Consider the following 13,863-nt stretch of genomic DNA (forward strand, 5'->3'; position numbering starts at 1 on the left):
TGACGCAAGACGTTGTAGCCTCAAGCAAGTAACGCGACGTGTCTTTTAAACAACTACGAAAAACGCCTAAACACGCCGCATCAACACGCCGTTCAAAATGACATTCGTCGGTCTACTTTCAAGCTCAGGCAATGGCCGGGAACCCTCACGACAGGGCACGCACCAACACTAGGTTGCAACCCAAAAAAGACGAGGAAGGATACCCATGTCAGTTCATCCGATTTTGTTCCTGGGCGGTTCCGGCGCCATTGGCCACCGTTCTGCCGAAGCGTTGCGTGCTGCTTATCCCGGCGTCCCGTTGCTGATCGGCGGCCGAGACCTGGCCAAGGCTGAGCAAGCCGCCGAGGAAATGGGCGGGGCGCAGGGCGTGGTCATTGACCTGGCTGCCGATGACCTGGGGCTGGGTGATCGACCGGTCAGTGCCGTGGCGGTTTTTTATATGGATCATTCTCTTGTCGGGCTGCGTTTCGCGCAGAGGCGCAAGGTGCCGCACCTGAGCATTTCTTCCGGCATTTTCGAGATAGCGCCGCAAATCGCGAGCTACATCCATCGCCCTGAGGCGGCGCCCATCGTGTTGGGTTATGAGTGGATGGTAGGCGCGACGACTGTGGCGGTGTTGCACCTTGCCGAGGCCTTTGCCCGGGTGCGCGATATTCGTATTGATGCGTTGGTCGACGAGCAGGACGGCGGCGGGCCCACCGTGGCCAAGGATTTCGAACACTTGAGCAAAATGTTGCCCGCCGCCCTGACTCGGCGCGAAGGCGATTACATCTGGCGCGAAGGGCAGGATAAGACAGTCAATTTCCGAGCGCTGGACGGTACGCCGATGCAAGCCAGCGGTTTCTCGTCCATCGATGTCGCTGGGCTGGCGGCGGCCACCGATGCACCGAATGTGCAGTTCAATCTCGCCAGCGGGGTGAGTTCTTCACGGCGCGCGGGACGGCCGATGTCGACCGAGATTCTTATCGAACTGCTGGGTGAGGATCGCCAAGGGCGCCCGTTGCACACCCGGCATGCCCTCGTTCACCCGGCAGGCGCTGCAGCGTTGACGGGCCTTAGCGTCGCCATGTTGCTCGAGCGATTGCTCGGTCTGGATGGTCAGCCGCCGACTCCGGCAGGTCTTTACTTTCCTTATCAGTTGCTTGACGCCGGTGCATATCTGCAGCGTCTGAGTGAAGAGGGTGGTGAACTGCTGGAACTGCGAGTGCAGTAACCGTTCTGCGCAGCACCGCCGACTTGCCGCTCATTCAGGTCGGCGGTGATGCGCATTCACTCAACGGTTGAAACGTAAAACCGTTTTGGTGCGCCTGAAAGACTCACCGAATTATTCCGAGAGCAACTTTTTACAGTCCAATAGCACGTCACCCAGGAATGGATGGATTTCCGTCGACTCCATTAAAACCAGCAACTCGGTGGCTCGTGTCCTGATGGGCATCCATTCTGCGTGATCAAAGATCAGGCGATCATTACAGTGAAATGCGGCCTCAGTAAGGCTATTGCATCGCTCCCAAATGTCTTCCAGCCGGCTCTTCACGTCCTCCGATAGCCCACTGCCGCAGATTGAAAGTACCTTTTCTATCGGGAGAATCATCTCGGACCAGACTTCACAGGCGGGGCAATCCGGGATAGTTGCCTGCTGTATGTCCGAAGCTTGAGCCAGAAACCCAAGCGCCTCGATGGCCTCGCACACGGCGAGAACCTGCTTGTACTCATTCTGGCCGTACCAAGCCCATAGCGTGGAGGAGAACCCCATATCAAACTCCAGAAAAATCCAGCCCCCGAGATCTCACATTTTCCATCGCTTCGAGAAGCTGGCCGTCGAAGTATTCGGAGCCATCTCTTTCCCGCACTTCGATGCGGTGTTTTGCCTCGATTAACAGGTGTTCGGGTGCGATATTCTGATTCAAAAAAGTAGCGACCATCAGATCGCTCAAATGCACTAGCGGTGTATCCCATGACTCCTTGCAGCGTTGCATCAGCCCGGTATGGGCATCCCCGCGCCATGGCCCTAAAAGATTCGAGACTGCCAATTCGGAGATCATTAACGTGCCTTACATGAATAGTCGAATTGCCGGACCGCCGGTGGCCAGCGCGAGACGCTACGTGGGCGTGTCGCTCGCGCATTCGGCCACAAAAAAGCATCAGGATGATAGCAAATAGATGGCGCTCCTCTTACGCTAGGTCTTCCGTTAGTCAGCCAGTAATCAGGTGCAGTCACCGTGCGTTAGGTCCTCGGCTTATACACCCCGGGTCATTTGCTTTGCTCGCTCGGGGGGGGGGGGGATGAAAATCGCCTCTTAATCAAATCCTTAATGTTGCCTACAAGAACCTGATATGAAAAAGCTAAGTAACGATTTCAGTGGAGCACTCCGAACGTTCGCATACTTCATGGCCAGTGGAAGCCACTACATGCTCAAGGACGTGAAGTACCTCGATATGTATGGCTCAGAGCCCAGTGCGATTGAACAGGTCTTTGCGATATTTGCGAATGTCATAGAGATGGACGACGAAGGCAATGTCCTCAATTTCACTTACGCGCAAAGAAGGGCGACTGACTACCTACGGTCATACTGCGATCGGTCTTTCGAAGTAAAACCGCCTTTTGAGGACTGGGAAACCGAACTCTATGGGCCACCCAAAAGCACGAGCTAATGTCTAGTTTACGTGCCAGCCCGAGACATCCGCGGGATGCCCGGGTTTGTATCCGCCAGGCGTCGGCGTGGCGCTCGAGGATTCTCACGGCGACTGCCAAATCCCACCATCCAGCGTATTACCGATCTGTTTGAGTATGACTAAGCCTCCGTCCAGTCCACTGTCGCCGTTTCGCGCCATTTCACCTCGGTGATGCCAAACCGTTCGGCCTGGGGTTTGGAGATGACTTTCAACGGTGGCTTGCCGGGTTTTGGAATCGGCGCAATGCCGGCGTCGCAACTCGCCCAATGCCATGCGTCAGCGTTGCGCATGGTTTTTGCGCGGATGACGAATGACTTTGGCTGGCCGTGAAGTTTGTATTCGATGACGAAGATGTCGACGTTACTCATGCGCTCCTCCTTACGCTCATACGCAAATGAGTTTTGCCGACGAAAAAAATTCAAAGGATTTTCGGGAGTTCGTTTCAGGCCGCTGGTAAGTGTTTTGCTTTGAACGGTTGGAACCGGCGGCAGCCTAACGATCAAGCGTCTGCCAGGCAGGCAGAGGACGAAAAATCCCCACGATTTCAACCCCGGAGGTTAGCGGTGAACAAGACCATCAGCGCCAGGGATTTGAACATTCACCTTAAGCACAACGATGACGGTGGCTTGTTCAAATGGCTGCTCGCGAGCTTCTTGATGGGCAAGCGGATACAGGCTGAAATCGCCGCCGAAGCGTATCGGGTGATTGCCGATAAACACGGGCGCGATACACCGCGCAAACTGGCTGCGTGCAGCCATCGTGAACTGGTCGCGATGCTAGGGGATGCGCATTACGTGCGTTACGACGAGACCACTGCCGAGCGGCTGCACGCCTTGGCACGCAAGCTTAACGACGAGTACGCGGGCAAGGTCAGCCATATGATCGAGGCAAGCCCTGATCGCCAGGCATTCGAGAAGCGACTGGCGGAGTTCGATGGCATCGGCCCGAAGACCGTGGAAATCTTCATGCGCGAAGCCAGCGCTGTAATCAGCCTTTGATCGCGGGCCGTAAAAAAACGGTCACCGCCCGCGTCGTGCAAAGCCTATTTGACTCGACGGCCAGAACGATTGATCGCCAACAAGCACAGCCCTACCAGCAATGCCGCGCCTGCAACCAACAGCGCAGAAGGTTGCATCGGCTGGCGGCCGGCTATTGTGTGCCGCTGCGATATCGTCAGTGGTCGGGTTTCAACGGTCACTTCGTCAAACGTCCGCAATGGTGAAACGGCTTCTGCCTGAAACGGCATTTCCTCGATGCTCAGACGCAACCCATCCGCCAGTTCCAGTGTCCGCGCGGTAATCGTGCCAACGATTCTGCCCGGATAAACCGGCTCGCCATTGGGATCGAGTTGGTCATACAGGAAATTCTGTCCTTCAAGCCAGCCGACGGCCGTCTGCAACTCGGGGCCCAGGTAATACTTGCCATCGAGGAAAAATCCAGGAAATTGCGGCGCGCGCTCGACGCCTTCAATGCGGTAACGCTCACCCGGTTTCATACCGGTTTCAGGGGCAATCATGGTGAATCCCTCCTCGGTTGGTTTTGCGATAGAGAACGCAGATCCGGCAGGGTTCCATGCAATGGAGGAAAGGTCGGTGGCGCTGTGAAGCGCAGGATTAAAAGCCGAGCGATTTGCGCAAAAGCGCCAGCCTACGCGACGTGTGCCGAAGGACCAGAAAATCCTTGTTTTTCTGAAGACCTCATCTCACTCAGGAGCGACTTGATTTTTTCAAGTTCCTCAAACGTTACCTCCTGAGTGATGACTATTTTTTCGTTGGGCAATGGTTTGGGGGCCAGAAGCATGTGCAGGAGTTGCCATGTCTTTGCTAACAAAAACAACGCTGCGATGTAAGCAAGGAGATAGAAGCTGAATACAAAAATGAGGTGTGCGCTTTCTCTGAGATCCAGAAGCGAGGAGAGATAGACGAGGGTGTTGGTGCAGGTAATAAATAAAAGAATAAAGATCCACGAGAGGAAACTTTGCATCCCGGAACCGAGTTTTTTGTGATTCATTTTCATGATCTTTGTTTGAGTGGTGTTTTTATGCTCTGGCTCGCCAACTGTGTTTGCGTGGTGCGTATCACGCTAAAGGGAGCCGTGATACGTCACTTACATTTGCGATCGCCTAAGCGGCTACTGTAGTTCGGTTGCTGGCAAACGATAGAAGGCCAGCCTCATGCCTACAAGCAGCGAATTCCGCTGTTTTTGTAGGCAAGGTCGTCAATCGAAGTAGTCTCGGTACCCGCAATCTACTCTGAGACTTCCAGCTGACTGATAGGTATTTATCTCGACCGCAAAGTCTTCGAATGTCGATATCAGACACAACCATGGCGCAATCAGGCTACTGAATCATCTGACAGGCCGGGTAAGGTGACGCGTCTTCACATCAAAATAATCCCATTCAGATCATGGGGTTGATAAGAACTGCGGCGGTTGAACGGACTTCTTTCGGGAGGTTCAGCAGGCAACGAACGTGCTCGGTTGCCCAGTCAACTTGCTTGAATGTCGTTCAGCAGAGAATAAAAAAACCAATGATCAGCCCGAACTCCATGGATTCGAGTAGCCAATTGGCGCAGGGCTTCAAGCCTCGTCACGTCACTATGTTGTCCATCGCCGGAATTATCGGCGCCGGATTGTTCGTAGGTTCAGGACATGCCATTGCTGCGGCGGGGCCGGCGGTTCTGCTGGCTTATCTGTTCTCCGGTTTGCTCGTCGTGCTGGTCATGCGCATGCTCGGCGAGATGGCGGTGGCCAATCCCGATACTGGCTCATTCTCGACCTATGCCGACCAGGCCATCGGGCGCTGGGCCGGTTTTACCATCGGCTGGTTGTACTGGTGGTTCTGGGTGCTGGTGATTCCTATCGAAGCGCTGGCCGCCGGGCACGTGCTGAACCAATGGTTTCCGCAGGTCGATGCCTGGTTGTTTGCCTTGGGTTCGATCATTGCACTGGTGGTGACCAACCTGTTCAGCGTGTCCAAGTATGGTGAGTTCGAGTTCTGGTTCGCCATGGCCAAAGTCGTGGCGATCATCGGTTTTATCGGCGTCGGTTTTGCCGTGTTGATGGGCTGGGTGCCCGATCGTGAAGTCAGCGGCTTGAGCGGATTGATGGCCGAACACGGCGGATTTGCGCCCAACGGATTGTCGGCGGTGGTCGGTGCTTTCATCACCATCATGTTCAGCTTCATCGGTACCGAAGCGGTGACCATCGCCGCTGCCGAATCGAACGACCCGTCGCGCAACATTGCCAAAGCCACGCGCTCGGTGATCTGGCGTATCGGCGTGTTTTACCTGCTGTCGATCTTCGTGGTCATCTCCGTGGTGCCCTGGAATGATCCGCTGCTGGCTTCGGTCGGTTCTTACCAGCGCGCCCTGGAAATCATGAACATCCCGCACGCCAAGTTCATGGTCGACGTCGTCGTCCTGATCGCCGTGGCCAGTTGCATGAACTCCTCGATCTACATCGCCTCGCGCATGCTGTACTCGCTGGGCCGGCGTGGCGATGCGCCGAAAGCGTTGAAGGCGACTTCTTCGGAAGGCGTGCCTCGCGCCGCGGTTATCGCCAGCACCGTGCTGGGTGCGTCGATCACCGTGTGGAGCTACTTCATGCCCGCCGGGCTGTTTGAATTCCTGCTGGCCAGCTCCGGGGCGATTGCCTTGCTGGTGTATCTGGCGATTGCGGTGTCGCAGCTGCGCATGCGGCGGATATTGCAACAGCGCAACGTCGAACTGACCTTTCGCATGTGGCTGTTTCCGTGGCTGACGTGGCTGGTGATCGTGTTCATCTGCGCCGCGCTGGCGGTGATGATGATCACCCCGCAACACCGCACCGAAGTCACGACAACCATCGGCCTGGCGCTGGCGATTTCCTTTATTGGCCTGTTGACGTCGCGTCATCCTGCGCCGACGGCGAGGGTCTCGTCGGTTGGGTAGGCGTTTGCGCGGAACCTGATACTCCCTTCGCGAAGGCCGAAGGGAATGACAGACGCCTGCGTCTCAGACCCATTTTCATGAGGACATGATGTCATCGATCTCCTCCGTGGCCGACGGTGCGACCCAATCCGTCGGGTTTCTGCTGTTGGACAAATTCACCCTCATGTCGCTGGCGTCCGCCGTCGAGCCATTGCGCATGGCCAATCAACTGACGGGGCGAACGCTGTATCGCTGGCATACCTTCAGCGCCAATGGCGCGGCGGTCTGGGCCAGCGACGGCGTGCCGATCACGCCGGATGGGTCGTGGAGCAATCCCTCCGTGGCGGACACGGTCATCGTCTGCGGTGGCGTCGGCATCCAGAGTTCGATCACTCGCGAGCACACGACGTGGCTGCAAGCCTTGGCGCGACAGTCCAAGCGCCTGGGCGGGGTCTGCACCGGTAGCTGGGCGCTCGCCAAGGCCGGGCTGCTTGATGGCTACGAGTGCAGTGTGCATTGGGAATTTCTGGCGGCCATGCAGGAAGCTTTTCCGCGTGTGAGCGTCAGCACCAGCCTCTTTACCCTCGATCGCAACCGCTTCACCAGCTCCGGAGGCACCGCGCCGCTGGACATGATGTTGCACCTGATTGCGCGCGATCATGGTCGTGAACTGGCCACCGCCATCTCGGAGATGTTCGTCTACGAGCGCATCCGCAACGAGCAGGATCATCAGCGCGTTCCGCTCAAACATGTGGTCGGCACGCACCAGCCGAAGCTGCAAGAAGTGGTGGCGTTGATGGAGGCCAATCTTGAGGAACCGATCGACCTGGATAATTTGGCGGAGTACGTCGATCTGTCACGTCGACAACTTGAGCGGCTGTTTCAGAAATACCTGCAATGCACACCGTCGCGCTACTACTTGAGACTGCGGCTGATCCGGGCGCGACAACTGCTCAAGCAGACGTCCTTGTCGATCGTCGAGCTGGCGTACGTGTGCGGTTTCGTCTCCACGCCGCATTTTTCCAAGTGCTATCGCGAACACTTTGGCGTGCCGCCGAGTGACGAGCGATCCGGCTCTGAAATGAGCCGTAAATCGGTAGCGCAACCGTCTGCAATCAAACCGGCGACAACGCTCGATCAGGCGCGCAACGAATCGACGTTTGCCAGTGTTCGAATGATGGAGCGTGGCGATCTGGCGTCCACGGGATGAGCGGTCGATCCTGCTTCGACAGTTGATCACCGGAGATTCCGCATCCGTATAGTTCTTGCTCCATCAGGCGATTGCCAATAAACCCTCCCATTAAGCTCAATGAAGCCGGTGAGTCACCGGCACACGGAGGGACCATGGACGCCACCGCAATTCCCGAAGGTTTCACCGCGTTTACCCGCAGCAGCCCGTTGCTCGATTTGCTCGGCCCGATCTACGCGCGGGGCAGCGGGCTGCAACTGGAGCTGGGCTTATTGACCGACTCACGCCATGCCAATGGCCGCGGCACCTTGCATGGCGGCGTATTGGCGACACTGGCCGATGTTGGAATGGGCTACGCCATGGCCTTTTCCAGCGACCCTCCGCAGCCATTGATCACCGCGAGCATGACCCTGGATTATCTCGGCGCGGTGCAAATGAACGAGTGGCTGGAAGTGCGTTTGGAATACTCGAAAAAGGGAAGGCAGCTGGCGTTTGCTGCTGTCAGTTTGCATGTTGGGGAGCGAAACGTTGCGCGGGCCAGTGCTGTATTTGCGGTGCCGGTGAGTTGAAAAAGTTGTGCATCAAGGCAACGGGCACACGAGCCCGAACCTGATCAAGTTCTATCCCCTCAGCACGAGAGACATGTCTGAATACCTGTCACACATGAAGTCGACGAATGCGCGGACCTTTGGCGCCGCGAGTCGCCGGGAGGTATGCAGGACCCAAAGCGCTGGTTCGGCATCTGCCACCGTCCCCCACTGAACCAGCTCACCACGGGAGAGCTGGTTCCAGGCGATGGACTGCGGGATGAGCGCTGCACCGCCGCCGGCGATAGCGGCATCGCGAACCATCAGTAGCGAAGAGAATTGCATCTTCGGGATTGGCTCCAAAACCAACTGCCCGCCATCAAGACTCCAGTGTGTTGGCTGGAAAGTCGACGTCACGATAGCGGGAACGGCGCTGATCGCGCCGGGCACCGGCCTGAGTATTTCAGGCGCTGCCACCACGACCATTCGGTCTTTGGCGAAGCACCGGCCGACCAGGCTGCCGTCCGGGCTCGGGTTGATTCGAATGGCGACGTCAAATTGTTCCTCCACCAGATCCACCCTGCGATCTTCCGAAACGACCTCGATGAATACATCCGGATAAGCGGCACAGAACTCGGCGCCGATACGTCCCATTGCGAGCTGCGAGAACAGAATCGGCGCAGCGACCCGCAGACGTCCGCGAGGCGTTGATACGCCTTCACCTGCTGCGGTCATGGCGTCGGTCACTTCACTGAGCGGGCCTTCGGTTCGGGAAATCAGCGCCTCACCCGCTTCGGTGAGCTTCAGACCGCGCGCGCTGCGCTCTATCAGCCGCACGCCGAGTTGATCTTCCAGTTCCGCGATCCGTCGCGACAACGTGGCTTTGGGAATGCCGCTCGCACGGCTCGCCTTTCCCAGCCCTGAATGAGTGCCGACGAGGATGAAATCCAGTAGCGCGTTAATGTTCATGGTGTTCCATATTTGAAACGAGGTGTATGGATTTTGTGGTCTTCGTTTTGTCTGCGCAACGGATTAATTTCTTGTCATCGGAACACGAGATGAGGAATTCCCATGAATACACTTCAACGCGCCGTATTGATACGAGCCTACGGTGGTGTACAAGTCGCACAAGTTTCCAGGATCGAGAAACCAACACCCGAGCAAGGCCAGGTGCTGGTTCGGGTTCAAGCCGCGGGCGTAAATGGCATCGACTGGAAGATTCGCGAAGGACAGGTGCGCAATGCATTCGCGCTGCCACTGCCCATCGTGCTGGGCGCCGAAATGGCCGGAGTGATTGAAGCGGTGGGCCCCGGAGTCTCTCGTTTCAGTGTTGGCGACCGCGTCATGGCAGCGATGGGCGCATTGGGCGCTTACGCTGAGTTCGTGACCGTAAACGAAGCGAGTCTGTCCCTCACGCCTGAGGCCCTGGACGACATCCATGCGGCCGCCATGCCTGTAGCAGCCATTGCGGCATGGAACAGTCTTCATCACGCGGGGCCTATCCGCGCAGGGCAGCGAATCCTGATTCATGGCGCAGCAGGCGGGCTGGGCGCTTATGCCGTGCAGTACGCCAAGCGGGCGGGCGCCGTGGTCTTTGCAACGGCGGGGACTGCCGACCTCGATTACGTACGAAGCCTCGGCGCCGACTCTGTCATTGACTACCAATCTCAGCGTTTCGAAAACATCGTCCGCCATATCGAACTGGTGCTCGACTACGTCGGTGGTGAGGTCCTGGACCGGTCGTGGCAGGTATTGGCGCAGGACGGTGTGGTTGTTGGCACTTCATCCCCCGACATCCTTTCCAGAACGCCGGCGAATCGCCGAGGCCTCTGGTTCATGAACAAGCCTGATCCTCACTTGCTGGAGAAACTGGCCAGGGAAGTCGCCAGCGGCACGCTTCAATCGAGGATCGGCGATGTCGTTGGTTTCTCTGATATTCCCGAAGCGATCGAACGCAATCGCACCTCACGGACCGGCAAGGTCGTTGCGGATTTCACTCGCTGATCCACTTTGAATCCCACGCAGGAGTTTTAAACATGAGCATTTTGGTTATTGGCGCCACCGGCACCATTGGTTCACTGATCACTCAAGGCCTTGCTAGCGCGGGCGCCGAGGTCAAAGCCCTTGTGCGTCAAACGGGCAAGCGGGAATTTCCGGCTGGCGTCACTGAAGTGGTCGCCGACCTCACGGACGTAGCGTCGATGCGCGTTGCACTGGCCTCGGTGCGTACGCTGTTCCTGCTCAATGCTGTGACGCCCGATGAGGTCACTCAGGCGTTGATTACACTAAACCTGGCTCGCGAGGTGGGGATCGAACGCGTTGTCTATCTGTCGGTGATCCATGCCGACACATTCACCAATGTCCCGCACTTCACTGGCAAATATACGGTTGAGCGCATGATCGAGAGTTTCGACATGCCTGCCACGGTTCTGCGTCCGGCTTATTTCATGCAGAACGACCGGATGGTGCAACAGGCTATCCAGAACCACTCGGTGTATCCAATGCCGATTGGCGCCGCCGGCGTGTCGATGATTGACGCGCGCGATATCGCTGATGTTGCGGTCGCAGAGCTGCTGCGACGTGACAAGGCACCCGCAGCGCTGGATCGTGTAACGCTGGAATTGGTTGGGCCGCAAGCACTCACCGGTGCGTCCGTGGCGAGTATCTGGAGTACTGCTCTGGGCCGCGAAGTCGCCTATGGTGGTGATGACGTCGCGGCTTTCGAAGGACAACTGGCTGCGTATGGCCCCACCTGGCTGGCTTATGACATGCGTCTGATGATGGCGGGCATCCAGAAATTCGGCATGCGCTCCGCTGAAAAAACGGTAAAACAGATTCAGGCCCTGATTGGGCACCCGCTGCGCACCTATGAGGATTTCGTGCGCGAGGCCGTTTCCGAAGCTTAAACCGTCAGGCCGGGGGCATAGGTGATTTTTGCCAGTGCAATGCCCCCATCCAAAACGTAAAGCAGTCGCTCACAAGCGACTGCTCCCCACTCAGTCCGAAACCCTCAAGCCTGATCCATCGCCGCCGCCACGCCCTGATCCTCACCCAGAAACCCGCCACTCTGATGCTGCCAAAGCCGCGCATAAATACCGTTCCGGCTCAGCAACTCAGCGTGCGTCCCTTGCTCGATAATCCGCCCCTCATCCATGACAATCAGTCGATCCATCGCCGCAATCGTCGACAGCCGATGCGCAATAGCGATGACGGTCTTACCCTGCATCATTTCATCGAGGCTTTCCTGAATGGCCACTTCGACTTCCGAGTCCAGCGCGCTGGTGGCTTCGTCGAGCAGCAGGATTGGCGCGTTCTTCAGCATCACTCGGGCGATGGCGATGCGTTGGCGTTGGCCGCCGGACAGTTTGATGCCGCGTTCGCCGACCAGCGTGTCGTAGCCGCTGTGGCCTTGCTTGTCGCTCAATTGGCTGATGAAACCGTCGGCCTGCGCATTGGCGGCAGCCCGGCGGATATCTTCGTCGGTGGCGTCCGGGCGGCCGTAGGCGATGTTGTCGCGAATCGAGCGGTGCAGCAGGGATGTATCCTGGGTGACCATGCCGATCGCGCTGCGCAGACTGTCTTGGGTGACATGCGCGATGTTCTGGCCGTCGATGCGAATCTCGCCGCTGTCGACATCATAGAAGCGCAACAGCAGGTTGATCAGCGTCGATTTGCCCGCACCGGAGCGGCCGACCAGGCCGATTTTCTCGCCGGCGCGGATGTTCAGGCTCAGGTTGTCGAGGACCTGACGTTCTCCGTTGTAGTTGAAATTCACCTTGTCGAACGTCACCGCGCCGCCCGCCGGCACCATTACGCCGGCGTTCGGCGCGTCCTGCACTTTGGGGCCACGGGTGAGGGTGGCCATGCCGTCCTGCACGGTGCCGATGTTTTCGAACAGCGACGTCATCTGCCACATGATCCAGTGCGACATGCCGTTGATGCGCAGCGCCATGGCGGTGATCGCCGCCACCGCACCGGTACCGACCTGACCCAGATGCCAGAGCCACAGGGCATAGCCGCCGGCACCGATAATCAGCCCGACCACCAGCGCCTGATTGACGATCTCGAACTGGCTGACCAGACGCATCTGGCGGAAACCGGTGAGCTTGAAATCCTCCATCGCCGCGCGGGCGAAGTGCGCTTCACGCTTGGAGTGCGAGAACAGTTTCACTGTGGTGATGTTGGTGTAGGCGTCGGCGATGCGCCCGGTCATCGACGAACGCGCATCGGCCTGTTCTTGGCCGACCTGGCCAAGACGCGGCACGAAATACACCATGGCCAGCCCGAACAACGCGACCCAGATAATGAACGGCAGCATCAGTTTCAGGGCAAAGCCGCCGGCCAGGGCGATGATCGCAATGAAGTAAACGCCGATGCCCGGTGCAATTTCGATGAGGGTGAACAACACTTCGCGCACGGCCAGTGCGGTCTGCATGACCTTGGTCGTGACCCGTCCGGAGAACTCATCGGAGAAGAACGAAAGGCTTTGCCGCAGCATCAACCGATGGAAGTCCCAGCGCAGCCGCAACGGCAGATTGATGGCGAGGATCTGGTGCTGGACCATAGTGCGCAGCGCCACCAGCCCGATGCTGATGAACAAGACGATGCCGATGCCCCACAGCACACGACTTTCCTGCGCGTTGACTCCGCCGCCGGCCTGCCACGTCGAGAGCAGGTCCACGACTTGCCCAAGAAAGGAAAACAGCCAGGCTTCGTAGATCGACACGCCGGCACTGAGCAGCGCCAGCGCAAGGATATAACCGCGTGCACCGCGCGTGCAGGCCCACAGGAACCGCATCAAGCCGACGGGCGGAGGCGGTGCTTCGTCGGGAGGAAATGGGTCGAGCCGTTGTTCAAACACGCGCAGCATTGTGGTCTCCGAAATTATCAGGGTCTGGGGATTCTGCCATTGAATGGCGGTGTTGCGGGTTTGCATGTCACTGACTTGTCCCCACTAGTGTGATCGCCCGGGATCACTTCGGTGCAGAACACCACGGATTCCGGGGGCATGCCGATCAGCTAAGCTGTCTGCTCAGACGACTTGAGCAGCGCACGATGCAGCGAACAAAACCGGTTTCAGGTTGGGAGTCGATGGGCAAAGGAAATGTTTAATTTCTTTTTGACGTTTCTGTTCGTGCTGATTCCCACGGCGTCGCTTTCACTCGACAGTTACCTGCGCTACCGAGTCGCCAGAAACAAACCGGTGAGCAATGTCTGGAAGGGGTGCAATCATTTGCTTTCCATCCTGTTGCTCATGCAGTTGCTTGGCTTGGCGCTGTACTTCTTTTACATCGCCTGAATCTGGCGTGTTTCGATAGAGTGGATCGATATGGTGAGTTTCGCTTGCGCACTGTTGGTGATAGGCGCGGGGCTGATTTTGTATGTGTCCGATATGTTCGGCTATTCAAAGTCTGTAAAGGCAGAGAGGTCTCGCCTGATGTCCGCTGAGGAGCTCACAAAGGAGCAGAGAGATAAGCTCCGGTATTACCAATGGACAGGTGCAGCGAGGGTTGTTGGTTGGATTGCGATAGCCGTGGGCCTTTTGCTCTTGATGCTCCGTTGATGC

General features: G+C 57.6%; 16 protein-coding genes. 9 read left to right on the forward strand and 7 right to left on the reverse strand.

What is annotated here, in order from left to right; genetic code table 11:
* Positions 1–205: 205 nt before the first annotated feature.
* A complete protein-coding gene (locus tag QZR14_RS19485; RefSeq protein ID WP_250604736.1) occupies positions 206–1,213 on the forward strand; it encodes an NAD(P)-dependent oxidoreductase in 1,008 nt (335 codons plus the stop codon).
* Positions 1,214–1,324: 111 nt separating this feature from the next.
* On the opposite strand, the gene QZR14_RS19490 is transcribed toward QZR14_RS19485, so the two are convergent.
* On the reverse strand, positions 1,325–1,753 hold the full coding sequence (locus tag QZR14_RS19490) for a hypothetical protein (RefSeq protein ID WP_250604738.1): 429 nt from the start codon (positions 1,751–1,753) through the stop codon (positions 1,325–1,327).
* 1 nt (position 1,754) lies between these two features.
* Positions 1,755–2,042 (reverse strand): hypothetical protein, encoded by a 288-nt coding sequence (locus QZR14_RS19495; protein WP_095049912.1) that lies wholly within the window; start codon positions 2,040–2,042, stop codon positions 1,755–1,757.
* A gap of 292 nt (positions 2,043–2,334) precedes the next feature.
* On the opposite strand from QZR14_RS19495, the gene QZR14_RS28140 reads away from it, so the two are divergent.
* The gene (locus QZR14_RS28140) at positions 2,335–2,652 is read left to right on the forward strand and encodes a DUF7677 family protein (protein WP_442967415.1); all 318 of its coding nucleotides are present in this window, start codon (positions 2,335–2,337) and stop codon (positions 2,650–2,652) included.
* A gap of 140 nt (positions 2,653–2,792) precedes the next feature.
* On the opposite strand, the gene QZR14_RS19500 is transcribed toward QZR14_RS28140, so the two are convergent.
* Entirely contained in the window at positions 2,793–3,041 is a 249-nt protein-coding gene (locus QZR14_RS19500) for a DUF6555 family protein (protein WP_077572547.1), read from the reverse strand.
* Between the two features lie 195 nt (positions 3,042–3,236).
* Here QZR14_RS19500 and QZR14_RS19505 point away from each other — a divergent pair, with 195 nt between their 5' ends.
* The gene (locus tag QZR14_RS19505) at positions 3,237–3,671 is read left to right on the forward strand and encodes a DNA methylase (protein WP_250604742.1); all 435 of its coding nucleotides are present in this window, start codon (positions 3,237–3,239) and stop codon (positions 3,669–3,671) included.
* 44 nt (positions 3,672–3,715) lie between these two features.
* On the opposite strand, the gene QZR14_RS19510 is transcribed toward QZR14_RS19505, so the two are convergent.
* Together QZR14_RS19510 and QZR14_RS19515 are read right to left on the reverse strand one after the other, a co-directional pair.
* A complete protein-coding gene (locus tag QZR14_RS19510; RefSeq protein WP_311997457.1) occupies positions 3,716–4,189 on the reverse strand; it encodes a short chain dehydrogenase in 474 nt (157 codons plus the stop codon).
* A gap of 131 nt (positions 4,190–4,320) precedes the next feature.
* A complete protein-coding gene (locus QZR14_RS19515; RefSeq protein ID WP_311997458.1) occupies positions 4,321–4,683 on the reverse strand; it encodes a hypothetical protein in 363 nt (120 codons plus the stop codon).
* 518 nt (positions 4,684–5,201) lie between these two features.
* On the opposite strand from QZR14_RS19515, the gene gabP reads away from it, so the two are divergent.
* The 3 genes from gabP (at position 5,202) to QZR14_RS19530 (ending at position 8,339) form a co-directional block, all read left to right on the forward strand.
* Positions 5,202–6,602 (forward strand): GABA permease, encoded by a 1,401-nt coding sequence (gene gabP / locus QZR14_RS19520; protein WP_250604746.1) that lies wholly within the window; start codon positions 5,202–5,204, stop codon positions 6,600–6,602.
* An 88-nt stretch (positions 6,603–6,690) separates the two neighbouring features.
* Positions 6,691–7,791 (forward strand): GlxA family transcriptional regulator, encoded by a 1,101-nt coding sequence (locus QZR14_RS19525; protein ID WP_311997459.1) that lies wholly within the window; start codon positions 6,691–6,693, stop codon positions 7,789–7,791.
* 134 nt (positions 7,792–7,925) lie between these two features.
* On the forward strand, positions 7,926–8,339 hold the full coding sequence (locus tag QZR14_RS19530) for a PaaI family thioesterase (protein ID WP_311997460.1): 414 nt from the start codon (positions 7,926–7,928) through the stop codon (positions 8,337–8,339).
* Positions 8,340–8,390: 51 nt separating this feature from the next.
* Here QZR14_RS19530 and QZR14_RS19535 read toward each other — a convergent pair whose 3' ends face one another.
* Positions 8,391–9,266, reverse strand: a complete 876-nt coding sequence (locus QZR14_RS19535) for a LysR substrate-binding domain-containing protein (RefSeq protein ID WP_311997461.1) — start codon at positions 9,264–9,266, stop codon at positions 8,391–8,393.
* Positions 9,267–9,368: 102 nt separating this feature from the next.
* Here QZR14_RS19535 and QZR14_RS19540 point away from each other — a divergent pair, with 102 nt between their 5' ends.
* Both QZR14_RS19540 and QZR14_RS19545 read left to right on the forward strand, forming a co-directional pair.
* The gene (locus QZR14_RS19540; protein WP_311997462.1) at positions 9,369–10,301 is read left to right on the forward strand and encodes an NADP-dependent oxidoreductase; all 933 of its coding nucleotides are present in this window, start codon (positions 9,369–9,371) and stop codon (positions 10,299–10,301) included.
* Positions 10,302–10,333: 32 nt separating this feature from the next.
* Positions 10,334–11,203: an NmrA family NAD(P)-binding protein gene (locus QZR14_RS19545; protein WP_311997463.1), complete on the forward strand. Its 870-nt coding sequence runs from the start codon at positions 10,334–10,336 to the stop codon at positions 11,201–11,203.
* 104 nt (positions 11,204–11,307) lie between these two features.
* Here QZR14_RS19545 and QZR14_RS19550 read toward each other — a convergent pair whose 3' ends face one another.
* The gene (locus tag QZR14_RS19550) at positions 11,308–13,167 is read right to left on the reverse strand and encodes an ABC transporter ATP-binding protein (protein WP_311997464.1); all 1,860 of its coding nucleotides are present in this window, start codon (positions 13,165–13,167) and stop codon (positions 11,308–11,310) included.
* Between the two features lie 234 nt (positions 13,168–13,401).
* Here QZR14_RS19550 and QZR14_RS19555 point away from each other — a divergent pair, with 234 nt between their 5' ends.
* On the forward strand, positions 13,402–13,596 hold the full coding sequence (locus tag QZR14_RS19555) for a hypothetical protein (RefSeq protein WP_093433302.1): 195 nt from the start codon (positions 13,402–13,404) through the stop codon (positions 13,594–13,596).
* The last annotated feature ends 267 nt before the right edge of the window (positions 13,597–13,863 follow it).

Origin of the sequence: Pseudomonas sp. rhizo66, assembly GCF_031931925.1 — a bacterium.
GTDB lineage: Bacteria > Pseudomonadota > Gammaproteobacteria > Pseudomonadales > Pseudomonadaceae > Aquipseudomonas.

Bases quoted from the DNA above. Each gene is read 5' to 3' on its own strand.
- QZR14_RS19485 (WP_250604736.1), top strand. From the start codon at position 206: ATGTCAGTTCATCCGATTTTGTTCCTGGGCGGTTCCGGCGCCATTGGC.
- QZR14_RS19490 (WP_250604738.1), bottom strand. From the start codon at position 1,753: ATGGGGTTCTCCTCCACGCTATGGGCTTGGTACGGCCAGAATGAGTAC.
- QZR14_RS19495 (WP_095049912.1), bottom strand. From the start codon at position 2,042: ATGATCTCCGAATTGGCAGTCTCGAATCTTTTAGGGCCATGGCGCGGG.
- QZR14_RS28140 (WP_442967415.1), top strand. From the start codon at position 2,335: ATGAAAAAGCTAAGTAACGATTTCAGTGGAGCACTCCGAACGTTCGCA.
- QZR14_RS19500 (WP_077572547.1), bottom strand. From the start codon at position 3,041: ATGAGTAACGTCGACATCTTCGTCATCGAATACAAACTTCACGGCCAG.
- QZR14_RS19510 (WP_311997457.1), bottom strand. From the start codon at position 4,189: ATGATTGCCCCTGAAACCGGTATGAAACCGGGTGAGCGTTACCGCATT.
- QZR14_RS19515 (WP_311997458.1), bottom strand. From the start codon at position 4,683: ATGAATCACAAAAAACTCGGTTCCGGGATGCAAAGTTTCCTCTCGTGG.
- gabP (WP_250604746.1), top strand. From the start codon at position 5,202: ATGATCAGCCCGAACTCCATGGATTCGAGTAGCCAATTGGCGCAGGGC.
- QZR14_RS19525 (WP_311997459.1), top strand. From the start codon at position 6,691: ATGTCATCGATCTCCTCCGTGGCCGACGGTGCGACCCAATCCGTCGGG.
- QZR14_RS19530 (WP_311997460.1), top strand. From the start codon at position 7,926: ATGGACGCCACCGCAATTCCCGAAGGTTTCACCGCGTTTACCCGCAGC.
- QZR14_RS19535 (WP_311997461.1), bottom strand. From the start codon at position 9,266: ATGAACATTAACGCGCTACTGGATTTCATCCTCGTCGGCACTCATTCA.
- QZR14_RS19540 (WP_311997462.1), top strand. From the start codon at position 9,369: ATGAATACACTTCAACGCGCCGTATTGATACGAGCCTACGGTGGTGTA.
- QZR14_RS19545 (WP_311997463.1), top strand. From the start codon at position 10,334: ATGAGCATTTTGGTTATTGGCGCCACCGGCACCATTGGTTCACTGATC.
- QZR14_RS19550 (WP_311997464.1), bottom strand. From the start codon at position 13,167: ATGCTGCGCGTGTTTGAACAACGGCTCGACCCATTTCCTCCCGACGAA.
- QZR14_RS19555 (WP_093433302.1), top strand. From the start codon at position 13,402: ATGTTTAATTTCTTTTTGACGTTTCTGTTCGTGCTGATTCCCACGGCG.